Annotated in this window: 21 protein-coding genes and 1 tRNA gene; 8 read left to right on the top strand and 14 right to left on the bottom strand. The window is 66.9% G+C overall.

Features of this window, described 5'->3' with window-relative positions:
- Positions 1–41: 41 nt before the first annotated feature.
- Positions 42–1,043, bottom strand: a complete 1,002-nt coding sequence (locus ACO05L_RS03910; protein ID WP_421730863.1) for an LLM class flavin-dependent oxidoreductase — start codon at positions 1,041–1,043, stop codon at positions 42–44.
- 159 nt (positions 1,044–1,202) lie between these two features.
- On the opposite strand from ACO05L_RS03910, the gene ACO05L_RS03905 reads away from it, so the two are divergent.
- A complete protein-coding gene (locus tag ACO05L_RS03905; protein ID WP_421730862.1) occupies positions 1,203–2,123 on the top strand; it encodes a hypothetical protein in 921 nt (306 codons plus the stop codon).
- A gap of 15 nt (positions 2,124–2,138) precedes the next feature.
- Here the strand turns inward: ACO05L_RS03905 and ACO05L_RS03900 are convergent, their stop codons facing one another.
- The 4 genes from ACO05L_RS03900 to secA form a co-directional block, all read right to left on the bottom strand.
- Positions 2,139–3,308 carry an aminotransferase class V-fold PLP-dependent enzyme gene (locus tag ACO05L_RS03900; RefSeq protein WP_421730861.1) on the bottom strand — a complete coding sequence of 390 codons (1,170 nt, stop codon included), beginning with the start codon at positions 3,306–3,308 and terminating at the stop codon, positions 2,139–2,141.
- Between the two features lie 8 nt (positions 3,309–3,316).
- The gene (locus ACO05L_RS03895) at positions 3,317–3,610 is read right to left on the bottom strand and encodes a type II toxin-antitoxin system RelE/ParE family toxin (protein WP_421730860.1); all 294 of its coding nucleotides are present in this window, start codon (positions 3,608–3,610) and stop codon (positions 3,317–3,319) included.
- Positions 3,607–3,876 carry a hypothetical protein gene (locus ACO05L_RS03890; protein ID WP_421730859.1) on the bottom strand — a complete coding sequence of 90 codons (270 nt, stop codon included), beginning with the start codon at positions 3,874–3,876 and terminating at the stop codon, positions 3,607–3,609. Before ACO05L_RS03890 ends, ACO05L_RS03895 begins: the two co-directional genes overlap by 4 nt.
- 76 nt (positions 3,877–3,952) lie before the next feature.
- On the bottom strand, positions 3,953–6,808 hold the full coding sequence (gene secA / locus ACO05L_RS03885; RefSeq protein WP_421730858.1) for a preprotein translocase subunit SecA: 2,856 nt from the start codon (positions 6,806–6,808) through the stop codon (positions 3,953–3,955).
- A 269-nt stretch (positions 6,809–7,077) separates the two neighbouring features.
- Here secA and ACO05L_RS03880 point away from each other — a divergent pair, with 269 nt between their 5' ends.
- Positions 7,078–8,079 (top strand): foldase protein PrsA, encoded by a 1,002-nt coding sequence (locus ACO05L_RS03880; protein WP_421730857.1) that lies wholly within the window; start codon positions 7,078–7,080, stop codon positions 8,077–8,079.
- Complete coding sequence (gene argJ / locus ACO05L_RS03875; RefSeq protein WP_421730856.1) at positions 8,076–9,452, top strand: bifunctional glutamate N-acetyltransferase/amino-acid acetyltransferase ArgJ; 1,377 nt, start codon at positions 8,076–8,078, stop codon at positions 9,450–9,452. The genes ACO05L_RS03880 and argJ overlap by 4 nt, the downstream gene beginning before the upstream one ends.
- A 144-nt stretch (positions 9,453–9,596) precedes the next feature.
- Here argJ and ACO05L_RS03870 read toward each other — a convergent pair whose 3' ends face one another.
- From ACO05L_RS03870 to rlmN, 3 genes are all read right to left on the bottom strand, one after another.
- Positions 9,597–10,775, bottom strand: coding sequence for a carboxynorspermidine decarboxylase (locus tag ACO05L_RS03870; protein WP_421730855.1), 1,179 nt, complete (start codon positions 10,773–10,775; stop codon positions 9,597–9,599).
- Entirely contained in the window at positions 10,775–11,980 is a 1,206-nt protein-coding gene (locus tag ACO05L_RS03865; RefSeq protein WP_421730854.1) for a saccharopine dehydrogenase C-terminal domain-containing protein, read from the bottom strand. Before ACO05L_RS03865 ends, ACO05L_RS03870 begins: the two co-directional genes overlap by 1 nt.
- A gap of 112 nt (positions 11,981–12,092) precedes the next feature.
- Positions 12,093–13,259 carry a 23S rRNA (adenine(2503)-C(2))-methyltransferase RlmN gene (gene rlmN / locus ACO05L_RS03860; protein ID WP_421730853.1) on the bottom strand — a complete coding sequence of 389 codons (1,167 nt, stop codon included), beginning with the start codon at positions 13,257–13,259 and terminating at the stop codon, positions 12,093–12,095.
- A 142-nt stretch (positions 13,260–13,401) separates the two neighbouring features.
- Between rlmN and ACO05L_RS03855 the strand changes: the two genes are divergently transcribed.
- Complete coding sequence (locus ACO05L_RS03855) at positions 13,402–14,145, top strand: DUF4893 domain-containing protein (protein ID WP_421730852.1); 744 nt, start codon at positions 13,402–13,404, stop codon at positions 14,143–14,145.
- Positions 14,146–14,387: 242 nt separating this feature from the next.
- Here ACO05L_RS03855 and hslU read toward each other — a convergent pair whose 3' ends face one another.
- The 4 genes from hslU to trhA all read right to left on the bottom strand — a co-directional run bounded on the left by hslU (position 14,388) and on the right by trhA (position 17,739).
- Positions 14,388–15,689, bottom strand: a complete 1,302-nt coding sequence (hslU, locus tag ACO05L_RS03850; protein WP_421730851.1) for an ATP-dependent protease ATPase subunit HslU — start codon at positions 15,687–15,689, stop codon at positions 14,388–14,390.
- A 228-nt stretch (positions 15,690–15,917) separates the two neighbouring features.
- The gene (locus ACO05L_RS03845; RefSeq protein WP_421730850.1) at positions 15,918–16,313 is read right to left on the bottom strand and encodes a hypothetical protein; all 396 of its coding nucleotides are present in this window, start codon (positions 16,311–16,313) and stop codon (positions 15,918–15,920) included.
- Positions 16,310–16,936, bottom strand: coding sequence for a polyhydroxyalkanoate synthesis repressor PhaR (gene phaR, locus ACO05L_RS03840; RefSeq protein ID WP_421730849.1), 627 nt, complete (start codon positions 16,934–16,936; stop codon positions 16,310–16,312). The genes ACO05L_RS03845 and phaR overlap by 4 nt, the downstream gene beginning before the upstream one ends.
- Before the next feature lie 92 nt (positions 16,937–17,028).
- Entirely contained in the window at positions 17,029–17,739 is a 711-nt protein-coding gene (gene trhA, locus ACO05L_RS03835; RefSeq protein ID WP_421730848.1) for a PAQR family membrane homeostasis protein TrhA, read from the bottom strand.
- Positions 17,740–17,893: 154 nt separating this feature from the next.
- Here trhA and ACO05L_RS03830 point away from each other — a divergent pair, with 154 nt between their 5' ends.
- Complete coding sequence (locus ACO05L_RS03830) at positions 17,894–19,081, top strand: acetyl-CoA C-acetyltransferase (RefSeq protein ID WP_421730847.1); 1,188 nt, start codon at positions 17,894–17,896, stop codon at positions 19,079–19,081.
- 46 nt (positions 19,082–19,127) lie between these two features.
- On the opposite strand, the gene ACO05L_RS03825 is transcribed toward ACO05L_RS03830, so the two are convergent.
- On the bottom strand, positions 19,128–19,301 hold the full coding sequence (locus tag ACO05L_RS03825; RefSeq protein ID WP_421730846.1) for a hypothetical protein: 174 nt from the start codon (positions 19,299–19,301) through the stop codon (positions 19,128–19,130).
- Positions 19,302–19,598: 297 nt separating this feature from the next.
- Between ACO05L_RS03825 and ACO05L_RS03820 the strand changes: the two genes are divergently transcribed.
- Positions 19,599–20,309, top strand: coding sequence for a sugar transferase (locus ACO05L_RS03820; RefSeq protein WP_421730845.1), 711 nt, complete (start codon positions 19,599–19,601; stop codon positions 20,307–20,309).
- Positions 20,310–20,322: 13 nt separating this feature from the next.
- Here the strand turns inward: ACO05L_RS03820 and ACO05L_RS03815 are convergent, their stop codons facing one another.
- A complete protein-coding gene (locus ACO05L_RS03815; RefSeq protein WP_421730844.1) occupies positions 20,323–21,216 on the bottom strand; it encodes an N-formylglutamate amidohydrolase in 894 nt (297 codons plus the stop codon).
- Positions 21,217–21,366: 150 nt separating this feature from the next.
- On the opposite strand from ACO05L_RS03815, the gene cpdR reads away from it, so the two are divergent.
- Positions 21,367–21,723, top strand: coding sequence for a cell cycle two-component system response regulator CpdR (cpdR, locus tag ACO05L_RS03810; protein WP_421730843.1), 357 nt, complete (start codon positions 21,367–21,369; stop codon positions 21,721–21,723).
- 152 nt (positions 21,724–21,875) lie between these two features.
- A tRNA-Val gene (locus ACO05L_RS03805) sits at positions 21,876–21,950 on the top strand.
- Positions 21,951–21,976: the final 26 nt, after the last annotated feature.

Raw genomic sequence — 21,976 nt, 5'->3', positions numbered from 1 at the left:
GCCGATGACTTTTCGTATCCGGCTGCCGGCGAGGCCTCTCTCTAGGCGGCCAGCCTGTCCGACATTCCGACCTCGGCCAGGATCTCCAGCGAGCGTTTGCGCGCCGCCGGGTCCCAGATCTGGCTGGTGACCATCAGTTCGTCGGCCCCTGTCGCCGCGACGAAGGCGTCCAGCGACCGCCGCACCGTCTCACCCGACCCGACCGCCGAACAGGACAGAGCCTGTGCGATCATGCCGCGTGCAACGGGGTCCAGACTGGCCTCGTAACCCGCGACGGGCCGGGGCAGCTTGCCCGGCTGGCCAGTTCTCAGATTGACAAAGGCCTGCTGCACCGAGCTGAACAGCAGCTTGGCCTCTTCATCCGTGTCGGCGGCGAAGACATTGTAGCCCAGCATCACATAGGGCTGGGCCAGTCGCTCGGACGGCTTGAACGTGTCGCGATAGACCCGGATGGCGCTCATCATCTCAGACGGCGCGAAATGGCTGGCGAAGGCGTAGGGCAGGCCCAGATGGGCAGCCAGCTGGGCGCCAAAGGTCGACGACCCCAGGATCCAGATCGGGATGTCCTGCCCCTCCCCCGGATTGGCGCGGATGCGCTGATCCTCGCTGGCCGGGGCGAACCAGTGGATCAGCTCCATCACGTCCTGCGGGAAGCTGTCTAGATCGCCCTGAAGCGTGCGGCGCAGGGCCCGCGCCGTCGCCTGATCCGAGCCGGGCGCCCGGCCCAGGCCCAGGTCGATGCGCCCGGGATACAGGGCGTTCAGAGTGCCGAACTGCTCGGCGATGACCAGGGGCGCATGGTTGGGCAGCATGACGCCGCCCGCCCCGACGCGGATGGTCTTGGTCGCCGCCGCCACCGCCCCGATCACCACCGAGGTCGCCGCCGAGGCGATGCCGGCCATGTTGTGATGCTCGGCCAGCCAGTAGCGGTTGAAGCCCAGCCGCTCGGCCGTGCGCGCCAGATCAATGGTGTTGGCCAGGGCCTGGGAGACGTCCGAGCCTTCTGGCACCGGCGCGAGATCGAGGATGGAGAGGATTGTCATGGCCCCGATATGGGGATCGCGCGCCTCATCGGAAGGCCCGCCCCTGTTGCCGCCAGGACCCGGCGTTAACCCCATGGTTCGCGCGGCCGGTGTTCGGGCGACCCAAAACGATGATAGGCGTTAAGATGATCCAATGCTGAAGCTGGAGTCCCTCTTCGTATGCGTCGATTTCTGATCTGGTCCGCCCTCGCGGCCGCGATCGGCCTGGTCTTGGCCATCTCGGGCTACTGGGCCTACGACCACTTCTACGCCCGCTTTCAGCCGGTCGTCGTCAACCGCGGCCAGGCCGATATCCAGCGCTTGCTGGACGAGGCGTCCTGGGTCTCGCCCGGCGGCGGGGGCGATCCCCTCTATGTCATCGGCTATCGCGACAGCCCCCTGACCACCGCCTATTTGCTGGAAGAGGCCCCCAAGCTGCGCGCCGGGGGCGTCGAGGTCCGTGTCGTGATGTTCGCCCGCGCCGACCGCGAGGGGCAGGCCCTGTCCACCCCCGCCGAGCGCGCCACCCTGGCTGAGCTGTGGCTGACACGCGACTGGTCCCTGTACGAGCGCTGGGCCGCCACCCCGACCGCCAACTGGACCGCAGCCGGCATCCCGGCCGCCGACGGCAACCTGGCCCGCAGCGCCGTGGTCGACGCCGGTCGCCAGTTCCAGACCCGCATCGGCGACCTGATGGGCGACGCAGGGGTCAAGGCAGGCTATCCGCTAATCATCTGGCGCGACCGCGAGGGCTTCATGAAGGCCTGCGCCTGCACCGACCGTCGCTCCTGGACCTTCATCCGCGACGACATCGGCGCGCCCGACGCGATCGGCGCCGACGCGCCTCTCGAGGCCCAGCCCGAGGTGCTGACGCCGCCCGCGCCGCTAGCTCCGCTGGACCCCAGCCTGCCCTATCCCAACCTGCCGCCCATCCCGAACGGCCAGACGGCTCCGCAAACTTCGCCCGGACAGACAGCCCCGCAGGCCCGCCCGACGACGCCCAGCGCGCGCCCAACGCCTAGGCCCGCCCCTACACCGCCGGCGCCAAAGGGGCCTCAACCGCCCCGCGCTCAGCAGCAGGACGACTCGACCTTTTTCTAGGGGAAGCGCGTCTGGCTAGACTTTGAACAGTCGCCCACAGGCGGCGATCAACCGTTCCAGGTCGGCCTCGTCCTGATAGAGGCCAAAGCCGAACCGCAAGGTGTCGTCGCGCACGTCCGTGACGATGTTCTGGGCCAACAGCGCCGCGCACCAGGCCTGAGCCTCGGGGTGTCTCAGGGCCAAGAACCGCGCGCGCGGTCCGTCCCCCGCCAGTGGGTTCAGCACCTCGGCCTGGGCCAGGGCGCCGCATTCGCCCGCCGCCAGGGCCTGCGAGAACCGCACCTGAAGCCTGCGCACCTGAGCCGACACGTCCGCCGTCGTCAGGCCCGCGCCAGCCAGCATCGCCCGCACGCGGTTGAAGCGATAAAGCCCCGAGACGTCGAAGGTCGCGCCCCAGAAACGTCCTGCATCCTCGCGGTACTGGACCCCGCCCGGCGGCCCGGTCAGGTCGCCGAACTCGGCATACCAGCCGGTCACGACCGGGCGCGGACAAAAGCCCGGTGGCGCGTGCAGGAAGGCCGCGCCCTCGCCGCTCATGGCGTATTTATAGCCCCCGGCGACATAGAAGATCCGGTCCGCGACAGCCGACAGATCGGTCGGCGCGGCCATGAAGCCGTGATAGCCGTCGACCACCACCCAGGGCCCTTCCGACCGCGCCAGATCGGCCAGATCGGCGATCCGGCCAAACGTCTGGCCGGTCTTGAAGAAGACCTGGCTGACCAGGATCAGGTCATGCCCGCCGCCCTTCGCCGCCGCCACGAACCGGGCGTCGAAGGTGTCGAACGGCGCCAGAGGCACACGGGTGACGACGACCTCGCCCGCCTCTTCCCAGCGCTCGGCCTGACGACGGAAGGAATGGAACTCGCCGTCCGAGGTCAGGATGCGGACCGGCCGCCGTTCGACGCCCGAGACGATGCGGACAAGCAGGTCATGGGTATTGGGCGCGAACACCACCGTCGCGGGATCGGGCAGGTTCAGCTCGGCGGCGACGTTCGCCTGGGCCTGGGGGATCACCTCGCCGAAGACCAGGTCCCATTTGCGGTCCGCGCGCCGGTTCGCATCCTCCCAGCATTTCGACTGCCCCTCGAAAGAGGCGTCGGGCCACAGGTGATGGCTGTGCGCCGCAAAATGCAGCCGCTCGGGATCGAGGTCGAGAGCGCGGGAGAAGAGGGGCTTGTGGGACAAGGCGACGCCTATCGGGAAAACATTGTGCTTGAGATATCTCGAGCCGAGTCAAGCACACGCTCAATGAGAACGTAATCGCGACGGACCGAATAGAAGATGTAATGCCGGCCCAAGACGCGCTGCCGGACAGGGGGCGTCAGGCTGAAAGCAATTGGAAATCGTTCTGGCATCCGCCGCAGATTCCGGCATCGTCTCTCGATCTCTTCGACATAACGTTTCGCGGCTGCGCGGTTATCGATGGCGATGTAGTCGCCGATCTGGCCGATATCCTCGACAGCCTTCGCCGACAATTCGACCCTCACACAGGATCCGAATAACGGGAACGGAGCGCGGCGAAGGCCTCCTCTGCCGGAAGACTCGGGCGGGGATCGGCGCGTGATTCCTCGATCCTGGCCTTGGCATAGGCCAGAAACTCCGGCGCGTCGGCGCGGCGAACGGCGACCCAGTCACTGACGATTTCGCTGATCGCCTGGTTGACGTCAGAGAACTCGCCGGCCGCCACAGCCGCCTGAACATCAGCATAGGCGTCGTCCGAAATCTCGGCCGTGATCGTCTCGTGCTTACCCATGGGGCGCTCCTAGTCGCACACAGATTAGCACGATCCCGGCGCGGGACCAGCCAGGAGGCCTAGGGCGAAGCGCCCCTTAAATCAGGCTGCCGTGGCAGTGCTTGAACTTGCGGCCCGAACCGCAGGGGCAGTCGGCGTTGCGCGAGGTGCGTTCCCAGCCGACGGGCAGCAGTTCAACCGGCAGGCGCGAGCGGTCGTCGCCGGTGTATTGCCCCTCGGGGTTCTGGGCGCCCGCGTCCAGCATCTGGTTCTCGCCGGTGCCGGGGTTCAGGTGGATTTCCCGGAACTCGGGCATCTCCATCTGCGGCGGCTGTTCGAAGCGGAACTCCACCGTCATCAGCCAGCGCGTCACATTGTGGCGCAGCTCGTGCAGCAGGGTCTCGAACAGCGAGAAGGCCTCGGTCTTGTACTCGTTCAGCGGATCGCGCTGGCCATAGCCGCGCAGGCCGATGACGCCGCGCAGGTGGTCCAGATGGACCAGGTGCTCGCGCCAGCTCATGTCGATCTGCTGCATCAGGAACTGTTTCTCGAGGCCGCGCGTCTGGCCTTCGCCGATCAGCTGCAGGCGTTCCTCGGCACGGGCGGCGGCGGCGGCCTGGAGGCGTTCCTCGACCTCTTCGTTGGACACGCCTTCCTCGGCGGCCCAGTCGTGCAGCGGCAGTTCCAGACCCAGGGTGGACTTCACCTTCTCGTCTAGGCCGTCGATGTCCCACTGTTCGGCATAGGCCTTGGGCGGCATGAAGCGGTCGACCAGGTCGGTGACCACATCCTGGCGGAACTCGCCAACCAGTTCGGACAGGTCCTGCGAGTCCATGAACTCCTGGCGCTGCTCGAACACGGCCTTGCGCTGGTCGTTCACGACGTCGTCGTATTTCAGCAGGTTCTTGCGGATGTCGTAGTTGCGGGTCTCGACGCGCTTCTGGGCGGTCTCAACGGCGCGGTTCAGCCAGGGGTGCGAAATGGCCTCGCCCTCGGCGACGCCGAACTGGCGCATGATGGCGTCCAGGCGGTCGCCGGCGAAGATGCGCAGCAGGTCGTCCTCGCAGCAGAGGAAGAATTTCGACGTGCCGGGGTCGCCCTGACGGCCCGTCCGGCCGCGCAGCTGGTTGTCGATCCGGCGGCTTTCGTGACGCTCGGTGCCCAGGACGAACAGGCCGCCGGCTTCCAGGGCGATCTGCTTCTGAACGGCGATGTCGGCCTTCAGACGGGCCTCTTCGGCCGCCAGCATCTCGGGCGTGACCTCGATGGCCAGATTGCGCTGGTCGAGGCGGTATTTCTCGAGACGCATCTCGAGGTTGCCGCCCAACTGGATGTCGGTGCCGCGGCCGGCCATGTTGGTGGCGATGGTCACCGCGCCCGGCAGACCGGCGTCGGCGACGATGAAGGCTTCCTGTTCGTGCTGGCGCGCGTTCAGGACCGAGTGGGGGATGCCGACGAACTTGGTTTCCCAGACGATGTCATAGGCTGCGTCGCCGATCTTCTCGGCTTCCTTGGCCTTGCCGGCGAACTCGGGCTTCAGGGTGCGCGACACCTCGACCTTGTGCTCATAGGTGTCGAGCGCTGCGGACAGCTGTTCCGACTTCTCGATCGACACCGTGCCGACCAGGATGGGCTGGCCGCGCTCGCGGCAGTCGGCGATCTGACGCGCGATGGCCAGGTTCTTCTCGCGCTCGGTGCGATAGACCTCGTCGTCATAGTCGATGCGCTGGACCGGGCGGTTGGTCGGCACCTCCAGCACGTCCATCTTGTAGATGTCCATGAACTCCTGGGCCTCGGTCGCGGCCGTGCCGGTCATGCCCGAGAGCTTTTCGTAGAGGCGGAAATAGTTCTGGATCGTAACCGAGGCCAGGGTCTGGTTCTCGGGCATGATCTGCACGCCCTCCTTGGCCTCGATGGCCTGGTGCAGGCCTTCGGACAAGCGGCGTCCGGTCATCATCCGACCCGTGAACTCGTCGATCAGGACGATCTCGCCGCCCTTGATGATGTAGTCCTTGTCCTTGGCGTACAGGGTGTTGGCGCGCAGGGCCTGGTTGACGTGGTGCACCAGGCTGACGTTGGCCGCGTCGTACAGACCCGTCGTGTCTTCGGCGAAATGCCCGCCGTCTTCCAGCAGCTGCTCGATCTTCTCGGAGCCCTCTTCGGTCAGCAGGGCCTGTTTCTGCTTCTCGTCGAGGTCATAGGTCGAGGTGTCGAGGATCAGCGTCTTCACGATGCCGTCGACGATCTTGTAGAGGTCCGAGCGGTCCTCGGTGGGCCCCGAGATGATCAGGGGCGTGCGCGCCTCGTCGATCAGGATGGAATCGACTTCATCGACGATGGCGAAGTGGTGCGGACGCTGCACCATCTCGGCCCGGTCATAGACCAGGTTGTCGCGCAGATAGTCGAAGCCGAACTCGTTGTTGGTGCCGTAGGTGATGTCGGCCGCATAGGCCGCCTGGCGCTGTCCCGACGACAGGCCGTTGACGATGACGCCGACCTCCATGCCCAGGAAGCGATAGACACGCCCCATCCACTCGGCGTCGCGCCGGGCCAGATAGTCGTTGACGGTGATGACGTGGACGCCCTTGCCCGACAGGGCGTTCAGATAGGCGGGGGCGATGGCGACCAGGGTCTTGCCCTCGCCGGTCCGCATCTCCGCGATGCCGCCCTCGTTCAGGATCATGCCCCCGGCCAGCTGCACGTCGTACTGACGCTGGCCCAGCACGCGCTTGGAGGCCTCACGCGCAACGGCGAAGGCTTCGTTCAGGATCTTGTCGCTCGTCTCGCCAGCGGCAAGGCGGTCACGGAAGGCATCCGTCATCATCCGTAGCTCGTCATCGCTCAGGGCGGCGAACTTGGGCTCCAGGGCGGTGATCTTCTCAACCCGGCCCAGGAAGTCCTTGACCTTGCGATCGTTGGAAGAACCGAAAAGTTTCTTGGCGAAGCCGAGCATGAAGTATCCGAAGGCGGTCGAGCGTCTGAAGGCTCTGAACAGGTCCCCCGTAACGCCTCGGGAACAGACCCGGCGACGTATCGAGGAAGAGGCGGCGACAGCGCCGCGCGAGGGGCCCGGACCGACGACGGCCTCGCGCGCCCGATAAGGCGCAGCGACAGGCCGCGCGAACGATCGAAAATCCCTCGACTTGGGCGCAGCCGGGACTTAAGCACCGACCCTACCCCTGTCAACGCGAGGGGCCTTTCGGCCTGGGACGGAGCAGCCCCATGTCTATCGAAAAAACGCCACAGCGTCTTTCGCGCCACCCCCTTTTGATCCTTGTTTTCGCGAGTGTTCTGGCTGTCGCGGCCTGTGGGCGCGGGGGCGGCGACGACCGTCCGCCCGAACCCGGCGATCGGGCCGTGGCCAAGGTTCAGGACCAGACCATCTGGGCCTCGGACGTCAAGCGGGAGGCGGTGGCGCAAGGTCTCGTTGGCGAGGGCGAGCCCCTGGACGTCACCTCGGACCTGTTCCGGCGCGTTCTGGACGAGGTCGTGGACCAGAAACTGCTGGCCCGCGAGGCAGAGCGCCGCGGCCTGGACAACTCGGCCCTGGCCCAACGGCGGCTGAAGGCGACCCAGGAACGGATCCTGGGCGATATGCTGGTCGAGAACGTCGTCAACGGCGCGATTTCCGACCAGGCGGTGCAGACCCTGTATCAGGAACAGCTTCGCCTCGCCCGTACCTCCGAAGAAATCCGCATTCGCCTGATCCTGTCGCGGACCAAGGCCGAGGCCGATGCCGTGATCGGCATTCTGGCCCAGGGTGTGAACTTCAACGCGGTGGCCCAGGAACGCTCCATCGACGAGGCCACGCGGTTCTCGGGCGGCGACCTGGGCTATTCCACCACCGACGTCATGCCCCAGGCCTATGCCAACGCCCTGCGTGACGCGCCTGCCGGTTCGACCGTCGGTCCGTTCCAGACCGAAGGCGGCTGGGCCGTGCTGCGGGTCGAGGATCGCCGCAAGGAAAGCCCGCCGACCCTGGACCAGGCCCGCCCCCAGATCGTCCGCTACCTGACATATGAAGGCGTGCGCCAACTGCTGGAGCAGCTGCGCGGCAAGGCCAAGGTCGAGGTGCTGCTGTCCGGCCAGACCGGCGGCCAGGAGCCGGATTCCGCCCCGCCCGCCAGCGCGCCTCCCGTCAGCGCGCCCTCGACCGGAACGCCGACACCCCCCGCCGGGCCGACAGCCGTCCCGACCGCCTCCCCTATTGCGAACAAGTCATGAGCCAGACGCCGCCAAAGCCCCGCGCCTCCACGGGCCAGAAGATCGAACACGCCATCGAAAAGGCGCTGGACCCGCTCGCGACGGCGATTAAGCGAGCGACCCAGCCGGCAGCCCCGGCCGCTCCCGGCAAGCCGGGCCTGGCCATCTCTCCCCTGGCCGTGCCCTTCCCGACCATCCCGCCCATCGGCGGGGTCGAGATCGCGACCGGCCGCGCCGGCTTTTACAAACATCAGCGCGACGACCTGGTGGTGTTCCGCTTCGCCAAGGGCACGACCTGCGCCGGCGTCTTCACCAAGCACAAGGTCGGCTCGGCCCCCGTCGACTGGTGCAAGCGCCATCTCGACGCCGACGACGGCGGCAAGGACGTGCGCGCCCTGGTGGTCAATGCCGGTTGCGCCAACGCCTTCACCGGCAAGGCGGGCGCCGACGCCGCACGCCGCACCGCCTCCGAGGTCGCAAAGCGCTTCGGCTGCCGTCAACGCGACGTGATGCTGGCCTCGACCGGGGTGATCGGCGTCGTTCTGGACGACCACAAGATCGCCGCCGTACTGCCCGCCGTCGAGACGCGGCTGGATCCCGACAACTGGGCCGGCGCCGCGCGCGGCATCATGACGACCGACACCTTCCCCAAAGGGTCCTATGTCGAGACCCAGATCGAGGGTCACACCGTCCGCATCGCCGGCATCGCCAAGGGTTCGGGCATGATCGCGCCCGACATGGCCACCATGCTGGGCTTCATCGTCACCGACGCCGACATCCACCCCAGCGTCCTGCGCGCCCTGCTGGGCCTGCACGTCCGCACCACCTTCAACTCGGTGACGGTGGACGGCGACACCTCGACCAACGACACCTGTCTGATCTTCGCCACGGGCACGAGCGGAGCCCCGCGCATCGGCCGGGTCGGCGACCGCAGGCTGAAGGATTTCTCCGCCGCGCTCGACAAGGTCATGCTCGACCTGGCCCACCAGTTGGTCCGCGACGGCGAGGGCGCGACCAAGTTCGTCAAGGTGACGGTGGACGGCGCGGCCAGCCCCGCCTCGGCCCGCAAGCTGGCCAAGTCCATCGCCGACAGCCCCCTGGTCAAGACCGCCATCGCCGGTCAGGACGCCAACTGGGGCCGCGTCGTCATGGCCGTGGGCAAGACCGAGGAGGCCGTCGACCGCGACCGCCTCGCCATCAAGTTCGGCGCGCACCAGGCCGCCATGGACGGCGCCCCGGCCCCCGACTACGACGAGGCCAAGATGACGGCCTATATGAAGAACGCCGAGATCGACATCACCGTCGACGTGGGCTCGGGCCGGGCGTCCGCAACGGTTTGGACTTGCGACCTGACCAAGGGCTACATCGAGATCAACGGGGATTACCGGAGCTGAGGCCGACAATCCTCCCCCACCGGGGGAGGGGGACCGCGAAGCGGTGGAGGGGGCCTAAAGCGAACGCGGCGTCCGGGGTGAGCCCCCTCCGTCACGTCGCGAAGGCGCGCCGCGCCACCTTCCCCGATGGGGGAGGATTGCTGCCTACGACAGCCTGTCGCGGAACTCGGAATAGTCAAACTCGCGCACCATCGTCAGAGCATCCGTCTGCGAGTTCCACAGGGCGATGGCAGGAAGCGGCACGCCGTTGAAGGTGTTGGTCTTCACCATAGAATAGTGGGCTTGGTCCAGGAAGGCGATGCGCGTTCCCACGACCGGGCGTTCGGCGAAGACATAATCGCCGATGATGTCGCCGGCCAGGCAGGATGGGCCGCCCAGACGCATGGTCACGCCGTCTTGCTGCTCGCCCAGCAGGGCCGGGCGATAGGGAGCCTCGATCACATCCGGCATGTGACAGGTCGCCGAGATGTCGGTGATGCCGATGGCCATGCCGTTGTCGAAGGTTTCCAGCACCTCGCCGATCAGGATGCCGGCGTCCAGCGCCACCGCCTCGCCCGGTTCCAGATAGGCCTGGACGCCGTGGCGCTGCTGGATGTCCTGCAGGAAGGCGACCAGATCGTCGATCTGATAGTCGGCGCGGGTCACATGGTGGCCGCCGCCCAGGTTGAGCCATTTCACCCCGCCCAGCAGGGGCGCCAGCTTGGGCTCCACCGCCGCCCAGATGCGCGACAGGGGGGCGAAATCCTGTTCGCACAGGGCGTGGATATGCAGGCCGTCGATCCCGCGCATATGCTCGGGCGTCAGCTGCGACAACGGAAAGCCCAAGCGTGAACAGGGCTGGGCCGGATCGTATTTGGCGACCGCGCCCTCGGAATGTTCGGGGTTCAGACGCAGGCCGATCTCGAACACCTGACCCTGCGCGCGGGCATCGGCGATGATGTCGGCGAAACGCGCGATCTGGTCCGGCGAGTTGAAGATCACATGGTCCGACAGCCGCAGGATCTCGGGCAGGTCCTGCGCCTTGTAGGCGGGCGAATAGGTGGTCAGCTCGCCGCGATAGAACTCGCGCGCCAGCCGCGCCTCCCACAGGCCGGACGCGCAGACGCCGTCGAGATACTCGCCGACCACATCGGCCAGCGACCACATCGAAAACGCCTTGAGCGCAAGCAACACCCGCGCCCCGCCGCGCGTCCCGACATCCTTCAGGACGGCCAGGTTGCGCCTCACCGCCATCTCGTCGACCACGAAAGCGGGCGACGAGACGCGGTTCAGGTCGAAATGCGCAAAGGCGCCGGGATCGCCGGCCTGGGTCTGCATCGCCATCAGAAGGCCAGCGGCGCGTCCAGGTCCTGAACCTTCCACGGCAGGCCGTGCTTGTTCAGCAAGTCCATGAAGGGATCGGGGTCGAGCTGCTCCATGTTGAACACGCCCGCGCCCTTCCAGGCGCCGGTCAGCATCAGGGCCGCGCCGATCATGGCGGGGACGCCAGTGGTGTAGCTGACGGCCTGGTTGCCCGTTTCGGCATAGGCCTCTTCGTGGTCGCAGATGTTGTTGACGTAGACCGTCTTGGCCACGCCGTCCTTTTCGCCCGTGGCGATGGTGCCGATGTTGGTCTTGCCCTTGGTCAGCGGACCCAGCGAAGACGGCTCGGGCAGCAGGGCCTTCAGGAACTCGATCGGGATGATCTCGCGGCCTTGGAATTGCATCGGCTCGATCGAGGTCATGCCGATGTTTTCCAGCACCTCCAGGTGCTTCAGGTAGCTGTCGCCGAAGGTCATCCAGAAGCGGATACGCTTGATTTCCGGATAGAATTTGGCAAGTGACTCCAGCTCCTCATGATACATGAGGTACATGTTCTTCTGGCCCACGCCCTCGAACTCGAAGGCCTGCTTGTGGCTCAGGGCCGGGCCTTCGATCCACTGACCGTTTTCCCAGTGACGCGACGGCGCCGTCACTTCACGCAGGTTGATCTCGGGATTGAAGTTGGTGGCGAAGGGCAGACCCGTGTCGCCGCCGTTGCAGTCCAGGATGTCGAGCGTGTCGATCCGGTCCAGCAGGTGCTTCTTGGTATAGGTGGCGAAGACCGAGGTCACGCCGGGGTCGAAACCCGAGCCCAGCAGAGCCATCAGGCCGGCCTTCTCGAAGCGCTCCTGATAGGCCCACTGCCACTTGTATTCGAACTTGGCCTCGTCGCGCGGCTCGTAGTTGGCGGTGTCGAGATAGTTCACACCGGCCGCCAGACAGGCGTCCATGATGTTCAGATCCTGGTACGGGAGGGCCAGGTTGACGACCAGCGCGGGCTTGACCTGATTGATCAGGGACGTGGTCGCCGCCACGTCGTCGGCGTCGATCGCCGCCGTGTCGATGCTCACGCCAAAGCGCGCCTTCACTGAGGCGGCGATGGCGTCGCACTTGGACTTGGTCCGCGACGCCAGGGTGATATGCGAAAAGATGTCGGCGTTCATCGCCATCTTGTGGACCGCGACGGAACCCACGCCGCCCGCACCGATAACCAGCACCCTGCTCATTCTACGCACTCCTGAAACTGTCGAGAAAACCGGGCTGCAAGCCCCGCTCCATATGGGGCGGCGCTCATAGCACGATGATGACAACGCCGCTAACGGCGTGATGGCCAGACCTCTAAGCCGCCTCGGCCGCCGCCTGCTCCGCCTTCCTGACCGCCGACGCCCGCAGCTTTTCGCTCTCGGACTTCAGCTGGCCGCAGGCGGCGAGGATGTCGCGACCGCGCGGTGTCCGGATGGGGCTGGCGAAACCGGCCTTGTTGAGGATGGCGGCGAAGACCTCGATGGTCTTCCAGTCCGAGCACTCGTAGTCGGTGCCGGGCCAGGGGTTGAACGGGATCAGGTTCACCTTGGCCGGGATGCCGTCGATCAGCTTGACCAGTTCGCGGGCCTCGGCGGGGCTGTCGTTGACGCCCTTCAGCATGACGTATTCGAACGTCACCCGGCGCGCGTTGGACAGGCCCGGATAGGCGCGGATGCCGGCCATCAGGGCTTCGAGATTGTACTTCTTGTTCAGCGGCACCAGCACGTCGCGCAAGGCGTCGTTGGTGGCGTGCAGGCTGATGGCCAGCATGGCCTGGGTCCGCGTGCCCAGGGCGTCTAGCTGAGGCACCACGCCACTGGTCGAGACCGTCATGCGGCGACGCGACAGGGCGATGCCCTCGGGGTCACTGATGATGTCGATGGCGTCGGCCACCCCGTCCAGATTGTAGAGCGGCTCGCCCATGCCCATGAAGACGATGTTGGACAGGCGGCGGTCCTCGGACGGCGAAGGCCATTCCTCAAGGTCGTCGCGACAGACCTGGACCTGGGCCACGATCTCGGCGGCGGTCAGGTTGCGGACCAGCTTTTGCGTGCCCGTATGGCAGAAGGTGCAGTTCAGGGTGCAGCCGACCTGGGACGAGACGCACAGGGCGCCGGCGCGGCCGACGTCGGGAATATAGACCGCCTCGACCTCGATGCCCGGGGCGGTGCGGATCAGGTATTTGCGGGTGCCGTCCTTGGAGACCTGGCGCTCGACGATCTCGGGGCGGGCCAGGGTGAAGGTGTCGGACAGGGCCGCGCGCGTGGCCTTGTCGATGTTCGACATCTGGTCGAAGTCGGTCAGGCCGTGGTGATGGATCCAGCGCCAGATCTGGGTCGCCCGCATCCTGGCCTTGCCGGCATCGCAGATCCCGCCTGCGACCAGGGCGTCGCGCAGGCCGGTCCGCGTCAGACCGGCGAGGTTGACGGGCGCCGATTTGGGCGATGCGGTCGAGCGCGTGAGATCGAGCGTGATGCTCAAGGGCGGAAGTTCCTGATGCGGCGAAGCGCGCCTTATACCACAGATCGCGCTGGATTTAAGGCCGCCCGCGCCGAGGGCGGCTGAACCTTGGCCGTCGCGGGCCGTTGTGTGGGCTGGCCGACACATAAGGGACAGCCTTCACATGCCTATTTCCAGCCCCGTCGCCGCCTCGGCCCTGATCGCGGCCTGCCTGGCCGTCGCCGCCTGTGGCCAGAACCCGGCGCCCTCTACCAGCGACCCCGATGTCACCGCCGCCGATGGCGTCACCCCGCCCGAGACCACCCCCGCCATCGTGCCTGTCGACCCTGCGCCTGTCCCCGCGGCGCCTGCGGACGGCGAACAGGGCGGGACGTCCGACTGGCGTCAGGTCGCCAATGCCGCTGACGGCGCCGCGCTGGGGCGTCTGGATCAGGCCTGGCGGCTGGGCCGCGCCGAGGCCGAGGACAAGGGGTTCGCGACCCAGGTCGAGGCGCTCGGCCCCCTGGTCGATCCCAATGCGGGCCAGACGGGGCGGCTTCAGCCCGCGCCCGGAACCTATCGCTGCCGCACGGTGAAACTGGGCTCGCGCGGAGAGAATGGCCCGGCCTATCTGGCCTATCCCTACTTCCAGTGTTCGGTGGAACTGACGCCCGGCGGCGACCTGATCCTGACCAAGGGCACGGGCTCGCAACGGTCGCGCGGGCTGCTCTATCCCGACACCGACCGGCGTCTGGTCTTCATCGGCGCCCAGGCCTGGGGCGACGAGAAGGACTATCCTCGCTACGGACAGAACCCGGAGCGCGACCAGATCGGCGCCTTCGAACGCATCGGCGCCAACCACTGGCGGCTGGTCATCCCCTGGCCCAAGCAGGAGGCCAAGCTGGAGATCCTGGAACTGATCCGCTGATCTAGAGGATGAACCGGCTCAGGTCGGCGTTGCAGGCCAGGTCACGCTGGATTTAAGGCATCGCTCTTTCGTCATTCCGGGCGAAGGCGAGCGCAGCGAGACGCAGACCCGGAACAAGGCGGCGCCGCAGCGAAGCGACGGCGATGGTTCAGCCGGCGCCGTGTGCGACAGTTTCGCGCTCTCGCGCGCCGCTCCGTTCCGGGTCTCCGCTTTCGCTGCGCCCGGAATGACGAAGGATCAAATCACAGGATGAACCGGCTCAGATCGGCGTTGCGGGCCAGGTCACCGACCTTCTCGCGCACCTGATCGGCGTCAAACGTCAGAGTCTGGCCGGACAGGTCCGAGGCCTTGAAGCTGGTTTCCTCCAGCACCTTCTCGATGACGGTGACCAGGCGGCGCGCGCCGATGTTTTCGACCGCGCCGTTGGCCGCCACCGCCGCATCGGCCATGGCCCCGACCGCATCGTCGGTGAAGACCAGGGTCACCTGTTCGGTGGCCAGCAGGGCCTGGTTCTGACGGATAAGGTTGGCCTCGGGCTCGGTCAGGATGCGCACGAAGTCGTCGCGGGTCAGGGCCTTCAGCTCGACCCGGATCGGCAATCGCCCCTGAAGCTCGGGCAGCAGGTCGCTTGGCTTGGCGACGTGGAAGGCGCCCGAGGCGATGAACAGCACATGGTCGGTCTTCACCGGCCCATACTTGGTCGAGACGGTCGTGCCCTCGATCAGGGGCAGCAGGTCGCGCTGCACGCCTTCGCGGCTCACATCGGCGCCGCCCTTGTCCTGGCGGCCCGCCACCTTGTCGATCTCGTCGAGGAAGACGATCCCCTCCTGTTCGGCCAGTTCGACGGCCTCGCGGGTCAGACTGTCCTGATCCAGCAGCTTGTCGCTTTCCTCGGCGGTCAGGGGCGCGACGGCGTCCTTGACGGTGGTCTTGACCGACCTGGTGCGGCCGCCGATCTTGCCCAGCATGTCCGACAGGTTGATCAGGCCGACGTTGCCGCCGCCCTGCCCCATGTCGAGACCGCCCAGGGGCGAGGCGTTGTCGGCCAGGTCGATCTGGATTTCCTTGTCGTCCATCTCGCCGGCGCGCAGTTTCTTGCGGAAACTGTCACGCGTCGCGGGGCCGGAGCCTGGGCCGACTAGGGCGTCGAGAATCCGCTCCTCGGCGGCGGCCTCGGCCTTGGCCCGCACGCCCGTGCGTTTCTGCTCGCGCACCATCAAAAGGGCCGCCTCGACCAGGTCGCGCATGATCTGGTCCACGTCGCGGCCGACATAGCCGACCTCGGTGAACTTGGTCGCCTCGACCTTGAGGAAGGGCGATCCGGCCAGGCGGGCCAGCCGCCGGGCGATCTCGGTCTTGCCGACGCCGGTCGGGCCGATCATCAGGATGTTCTTGGGCGTCACCTCGTCGCGCAGGTCGGCGGGCACGCGCTTGCGCCGCCAGCGGTTCCTCAGGGCCACGGCGACGGCGCGCTTGGCGTCGTGCTGGCCCACGATGAAGCGGTCGAGTTCGGAAACGATTTCGCGGGGAGACAGATCGGTCATGCACCGCAGATAGTCGCTGTCAGCCCCGAGCGGGAGGGGGCGCCAGCGTCGCAGTCAGATCGCAGCCTCTACAGCAGGGCGGCGAAGATCACGGCGACGACGCAGACGTCGAACAGGCGGGCGGCGGGGATCAGCAGGAATGACATCGCGACAGGACCACGAAGGGAACAGATGTCCCCCGTCCTGCAAGGGTCGCGCCAGTTTTCGTGCGTCAGGCGAAGACGCGGATCAGACCTCGGTGCGCTTGGTCGTTCCGCTGGGCGGGCGGCGTTCCTCTTCGCCCGAATATTGCGCCCCCAGATAGGTGGCGCGGGCGGCGTCCATCACCGGCGGGCCGCCCCGGATGCCGTTCCTCTGCCCCCCCTGGCCCAGCACCTGGGCGGCGAAGGCGGCGGCGCCGGTCGCGGCCGACCGGGCTTTTCGTGTCCGGGCGGCAGAGGTTGCAGGGTCGTGATCGCCTGCCTCGGGATGGTCGACGACCTCGCCTGCAGGCACCAGGTCGCGTGAGGTGCTGGCGGTCTTGTTCTGGGCGGCCTGCTCTTCGCGGCGTTCGGCCGTGCGTCGTTCGGCGGCGCGGCGATCACGCGAGCGAACGGCGCTGACGGGGCGAACGCCCTCCGTCACGGCGTTTTCGATCCGGCCAGCTTGTCCAACTGGGCCCGCATCTCTTCCATCTGGCGGCGAACATCGGCCAGGGGATCGGCGGTGGGCTGAGTCGGCGCAGCCTCGGGCTCGGCCGGCGCATCGGCAGGACGGCCATAGGCGGGGGCGAACATCTTCATGGCGTTCTGGAAGATGGCCATGTTCTGTTTGACCGCCTCCTCCATCAGGTTGCCGGTGGCGCCGCCGCTGAAGGCCTTGGCCACCTGCGCCCGGTACTGTTCCTGCTGGCGCGAGAAGCTTTCCAGCGACATTTCCAGATATCCGGGCAGGACGCCCTGCATCTGGCCGCCGTAGAAGCCGATCAGCTGACGCAGGAATTGGACGGGCAACAGGGCCTCGCCGCGACTTTCCTCTTCGAAGATGATCTGGGTCAGGATCTGACGGGTCAGTTCCTCGTTCGACTTGGCGTCGAACACCACGAAATCGATGCCCTCGCGCACCATGCGCGCCAGGTCTTCAAGCGTCACATAGGCGCTGGTCGAGGTATTGTAGAGCCGCCTGTTGGCGTATTTCTTGATGACCACGACGTCGCCCGCCTTGGTCTTTCCGCCCTGATTGCCCGCTTGAGTCTTGTCGTCGGCCACGCCTGTCCTCGCTCACTGTGCAAATGCAGTATTCCGCACTGCGAAGAGAACCGCCAGAGGTTGATTCCGCTCCGCCGGCTTGATCTGGCCGTTCAGCCCGTCGCCGCGACGGGCGCCAGGACCACTCCGACCAGGATCGCCACCCAGTGGACCCCGGCCCCGGCGACGACGAAACCGTGCCAGATCGCCCGGCGATACGGGACCTTGGGGCGAATGAAGACGAAGACGCCTGCGGTGTAGATCAGCCCGCCCAGCACCAGCAGACCCAGGGCCACGGGATGGACGGTCTCCATCATCGGCTTCAGCGCCAGCACGGCCAGCCAGCCGAAGACGACATAGACCCCGCTCCAGAAGGCATCGGAAATCCGGGGCGCGACCATCTTGGCCATGACGCCCGCAAAGGCGATGGCCCAGACCGTCAGGGTGAAGCCGATGGCCCAGGCCCCCTCGAACCTCTGGGTCGTGAAGGGGGTGTAGCTGCCGGCGATCATCAGGAAGATCGCCGCCTCGTCCATCCGCCGCAAAACGGGGCGGGCGGCGCAGGGGTTGGTGTAATTATAGATGGTCGAGATCGCCAGCATCGCCACCAGGCACAGGGCGTAGATGGCTGTGGCGATGGCCGTGCTCGGCCCGCCATAGACCGCCGACAGGGTCGCCAGCACCCCGCCGCCCACCGCCGCCAGCACCAGGCCGACCAGATGCACATAGAGATCGGCCAGCCGCTCTGCGCGGGTCTGGTAGTGATCGATCATGTCCAGGGCGTCCGGCGTGCAGACGTGGACAAACAGATTACGCAGACGCATCACCATGGCTCCATCAAGCCGACGACCGTTGAGTTCGTTCCCGACAATATGGAGGCGCGTGGTCACCATCTGCTGAATCTTGCGAAGAGGCGTGACGACGGCGCGCGAATGCGGCAAAAGCGCAACGCCTATATTTCAGCGCCGAGTGAATATCATGACCACCGCTGCCTCTGATGTCGTCATCGTCTCCGCCGCCCGCACCCCGGTCGGCTCCTTCCTCGGCGGCCTGTCCGGCGTGCCGGCCTCGAAACTGGGCGAGATCGCCATCAAGGCGGCTCTGGAGCGCGCCGGCGTCGCCGCTGCAGATGTCGATGAAGTGATCCTGGGTCAGGTGTTGCAGGCCGGAGCCGGCCAGGGCCCCGCGCGCCAGGCCTCGATCGGCGCGGGCCTGCCCAACGAGACCCCGGCCTGGAGCCTGAACCAGCTGTGCGGCTCGGGCCTGCGCGCGGTGGCGCTTGGCTATCAGCAGATCGTTCAGGGCGACGCAAAGATCGTGGTTGCAGGCGGTCAGGAGAACATGAGCCTGGCGCCCCACGCCCAATACCTGCGCGGCGGCCAGAAGATGGGCGCGATCGAGCTGGCCGACACCATGCTGAAGGATGGCCTGATCGACGCCTTCCACGGCTATCACATGGGCCAGACCGCCGAGAACATCGCCGACAGGTGGGAGATCACCCGCGCGGCCCAGGACGCCTTCGCCGTCGCCAGCCAGAACAAGGCCGAGGCCGCCCAGAAGGCCGGCAAGTTCGATGCTGAGATCGTCCCGGTCGTCATCCCCGGCAAGAAGGGCGACACCGTCGTCGACAAGGACGAATATATCCGCCACGGCGCGACCATCGAGGCGATGGAGAAGCTGCGTCCCGCCTTCACGAAAGAGGGCTCGGTCACCGCCGCCAACGCCTCGGGCATCAATGACGGCGCCGCCGCCCTGGTGCTGATGTCGGCCGATGAGGCCAAGGCGCGCGGGCTTGAGCCCTTGGCCCGCATCGCCTCATGGGCCACGGCGGGCGTCGATCCGGCGATCATGGGCACCGGCCCGATCCCGGCCTCGAAGAAGGCGCTGGAAAAGGCCGGATGGACCGTCGCCGATCTGGACCTGATCGAATCCAACGAAGCCTTCGCCGCTCAGGCCCTGTGCGTGGTCAAGGAACTGGGCCTCGACACCGCCAAGGTGAACGTCAACGGCGGCGCCATCGCCATCGGCCACCCCATCGGCGCCTCGGGCGCTCGCATCCTGACCACCCTGCTGCATGAGCTGAAGCGTTCGGGCGGCAAGAAGGGTCTGGCCACCCTGTGCATCGGCGGCGGCATGGGCGTGGCGATGTGCGTGGAGCGCCTCTGACACGACGTCGGCAGCGGCGCCCTCAAGGAGCGAAGCTCCCGGGCGTCTAGCCTATCAGCAGTCGAGCCAGACCGGCCCAAACCACGCTCGACAGTCCCAGGGCGGCGACATAGGCGATCAAGGGCGACCGGAGAGAAACGCGTGTCGCATTGGACCCGCGCGCCATGGCTTGCGTCTTTACGCTCTGCTTGCCTGCAAAGGTCTCGGTCGCCGTGGCCATGCCTGTCTCCAACATCCAGACAAGACTGGATGCCCGCGCTTAACGTGACGGGAAAAGGCGTGGTTAACATTTTTTGTTCCCTGCCAAGGGTCGCAGACCACCCTCCTGAAGATGTCGCCCCTGGGGCGTATTCGGACGAAAAGTTCGCCAAATTCGGGGACTTGTCGACGCCGCTGCTGTGACCGAACAGCCACAGAGTCGAGATCACCAACCAAAGTTTTGCGATTCATCTTGCGTTGCAACAAGCGGCGACGCTTAACCTTTGCTTAACCGTGAGAGTTCGTCTGGGGGGCGACCTTGTTTGATAGCTGGCCGTCATCGTCGGACCCGTCGAAGCTCGTCTCCGACACCGTCCGCGTCGATCCGCTCCAAGGCCTGACCGCCTTGCGTTCGCGTCACAGCCTCGTGCGCCGCCGCCTGTCTGCCCGGCTCAAGCGCACCTTCGATTTCACCGCAGCCCTGTTCGCCATCCTCATGCTGGCCCCCGCCTTCCTGGCGGTCGCCGCCGCCGTCGCCCTGGAGACGCGCGGGCCGATCTTCTTTCGCCAGCGTCGCACCGGCCTGGGCGGACGCATCTTCGTCATCCTGAAATTCCGCACCATGTCGGTGGTCGAGGACGGCGAGGTCATCGCCCACGCCAGCCGCAACGACAGCCGCATCACGCGCGTCGGCGCCGTGCTGCGCGAGACCAGCCTGGATGAACTGCCGCAGCTGATCAACATCCTGCGCGGCGATATGTCGTTCGTCGGCCCCCGCCCCCACGCCCTGGCCCATGACCATTATTATGGCGCCCTGATCCCCAGCTATGCGGATCGGTTCGCCGTGCGCCCCGGCCTGACCGGCCTGGCCCAGAGCCGTGGCCTGCGGGGCGAGATCCATCAGCTCGACTGCATGGCCCGCCGCGTCGCTGCCGACGCCGAGTACGCCGACAGCTGGTCGTTCCGCGGCGACTTCATGATCATGCTGGACACGGTGCCCCAACTGGTCCGACGCGTGAACGCCTACTGATCAGGCCGCCCGCTCAGGCTTGATGGCTCCAGTCTTGCGCCGCCAGTGCGGCGATGACGCGATCCAAGACCTTCTTACAGCGCGCGAAACCCGGCGTCGGGGTCAGCGTCGCCTCATCCAGATACAGGGCGCGGCTCAGCTCGATCTGGATGGCGTGGAACCCTTCATCTGGCCGCCCCCAGGTCTGGGTCGAATATCCGCCCGCATAGGGCTGGTTCAGCCCGACGCGCCAGCCCGCCGCCTCGAACAGGGCGCGTAGCCGCCGGGTCAGACGCGCATCGCAGGCAGAGCCGTGTCGGTCGCCCAGCACCACGTCCACACCCTGAACCGGCGCCCGCCCTGGCCCGCGAGAGCGCCCCGACGCGGCGCGCGACGGCATCGAATGCCAGTCGATCAGGATGGCTCGCCCACTCGCCTGATGCGCCGCGCCCATCAGCTCGGACAGGATGTGGTGATAGGGGGCGTGCACCGCCTCCAGCCGCCGAACCGCCTCGGCCATGGACAGGCGCCGGTCGTACAGGTCCGCCCCGTCGCCCGCCCGCCGAGGAATGACGCCAAAACCGGCCAGGGTCTTGGGCGAGGGCGCGCTCGCCGGGCAGTCTTCGATCAGGGCCGGATCCAGCTCGTCGGCCGCGCGGTTCAGGTCGACGTAGGCGCGGCTGATCCGCCCCGACAGGACGGGGATCCCATGGCCGGGCGCCGAGGCGATCAACTGGTCGACCAGCACATCCTCCGCGCTGCGGATCCGGGCCTCTGACAGGGCGACCGCGGGCTGAAAGTCATCGGGCCTCAGCCGGCCGCTGTGGGGGGAGGCGAAGACCAGCGCCCCAGGCCTTACGCTCGCATCGGCCGTTACCGGCGCGCGGACTTCGAACGGCTCGACCGGAAGGGAAACGGCGGATGACATGATGACCACGCCATAGACTGTTTTGCCGCCCCCTCCACCTGTCTCCACAGCAGCCATCCACAGCCAAGCCCTGCACGCGAGAGGGGATTTTCATGGCCGGTTTACCGTTCTGGCCTAGGGTCGCCTCTGATTTTCGGGGATCCAGACTTCATGGCGAGAATACTTCTGGCGGAAGACGACGCCTCCCTGCGCGGTTTCCTGACGCGGGCGCTGGAACGCGCCGGGCATCAGGTGATCGACTGCGAGAACGGCGACGACGCCATCGACGCCCTGGAGCATGGTCCCTACGACCTGCTGCTGACCGACATCGTCATGCCCGGCGCGGATGGCATCGAGGTGGCGCGCGTCGCCGCAGCCCGCCAGCCGGGCCTGCGCATCATGTTCATCACCGGCTTCGCCGCCGTCGCCCTCAGCGCGGCCCAGGCCTCGCCCCAGGCCAAGGTGCTGTCAAAGCCCGTGCATCTGCGCGACCTGGTCAACGAGGTCGACAGGATGGTCGCCGCCTGAGTTTCGGGCCGGCTTTCCGGACTTCGACGAGGCGAAACACGATTGCCTCATCTTAGTCGGAAAAGGGTCTTGCGATTGTCCCGGCCTGCGGGGTATAGACCCCTCCTTCCCGTTCCGGACGCCTCTTCGGGGTCTTTCGGAACCGTCTTGGCGGATGCGTAGCTCAGCGGGAGAGCACCTCGTTGACATCGAGGGGGTCACAGGTTCAATCCCTGTCGCGTCCACCATTCTCCCTTCAAGCGACCACTGAGTT

The sequence above is a fragment of the Brevundimonas sp. genome (assembly GCF_965227765.1).
Lineage (GTDB): Bacteria > Pseudomonadota > Alphaproteobacteria > Caulobacterales > Caulobacteraceae > Brevundimonas.
This window is presented reverse-complemented; position numbering and strand designations above follow the sequence as displayed.

What these genes read in the sequence shown, in the direction of transcription:
- ACO05L_RS03910 (WP_421730863.1), bottom strand. Translation starts at nt 1,043, where the DNA reads ATGACAATCCTCTCCATCCTCGATCTCGCGCCGGTGCCAGAAGGCTCG.
- ACO05L_RS03905 (WP_421730862.1), top strand. Translation starts at nt 1,203, where the DNA reads ATGCGTCGATTTCTGATCTGGTCCGCCCTCGCGGCCGCGATCGGCCTG.
- ACO05L_RS03890 (WP_421730859.1), bottom strand. Translation starts at nt 3,876, where the DNA reads ATGGGTAAGCACGAGACGATCACGGCCGAGATTTCGGACGACGCCTAT.
- secA (WP_421730858.1), bottom strand. Translation starts at nt 6,808, where the DNA reads ATGCTCGGCTTCGCCAAGAAACTTTTCGGTTCTTCCAACGATCGCAAG.
- ACO05L_RS03880 (WP_421730857.1), top strand. Translation starts at nt 7,078, where the DNA reads ATGTCTATCGAAAAAACGCCACAGCGTCTTTCGCGCCACCCCCTTTTG.
- argJ (WP_421730856.1), top strand. Translation starts at nt 8,076, where the DNA reads ATGAGCCAGACGCCGCCAAAGCCCCGCGCCTCCACGGGCCAGAAGATC.
- ACO05L_RS03870 (WP_421730855.1), bottom strand. Translation starts at nt 10,775, where the DNA reads ATGGCGATGCAGACCCAGGCCGGCGATCCCGGCGCCTTTGCGCATTTC.
- ACO05L_RS03865 (WP_421730854.1), bottom strand. Translation starts at nt 11,980, where the DNA reads ATGAGCAGGGTGCTGGTTATCGGTGCGGGCGGCGTGGGTTCCGTCGCG.
- ACO05L_RS03855 (WP_421730852.1), top strand. Translation starts at nt 13,402, where the DNA reads ATGCCTATTTCCAGCCCCGTCGCCGCCTCGGCCCTGATCGCGGCCTGC.
- hslU (WP_421730851.1), bottom strand. Translation starts at nt 15,689, where the DNA reads ATGACCGATCTGTCTCCCCGCGAAATCGTTTCCGAACTCGACCGCTTC.
- trhA (WP_421730848.1), bottom strand. Translation starts at nt 17,739, where the DNA reads ATGCGTCTGCGTAATCTGTTTGTCCACGTCTGCACGCCGGACGCCCTG.
- ACO05L_RS03830 (WP_421730847.1), top strand. Translation starts at nt 17,894, where the DNA reads ATGACCACCGCTGCCTCTGATGTCGTCATCGTCTCCGCCGCCCGCACC.
- ACO05L_RS03825 (WP_421730846.1), bottom strand. Translation starts at nt 19,301, where the DNA reads ATGGCCACGGCGACCGAGACCTTTGCAGGCAAGCAGAGCGTAAAGACG.
- ACO05L_RS03815 (WP_421730844.1), bottom strand. Translation starts at nt 21,216, where the DNA reads ATGTCATCCGCCGTTTCCCTTCCGGTCGAGCCGTTCGAAGTCCGCGCG.
- cpdR (WP_421730843.1), top strand. Translation starts at nt 21,367, where the DNA reads ATGGCGAGAATACTTCTGGCGGAAGACGACGCCTCCCTGCGCGGTTTC.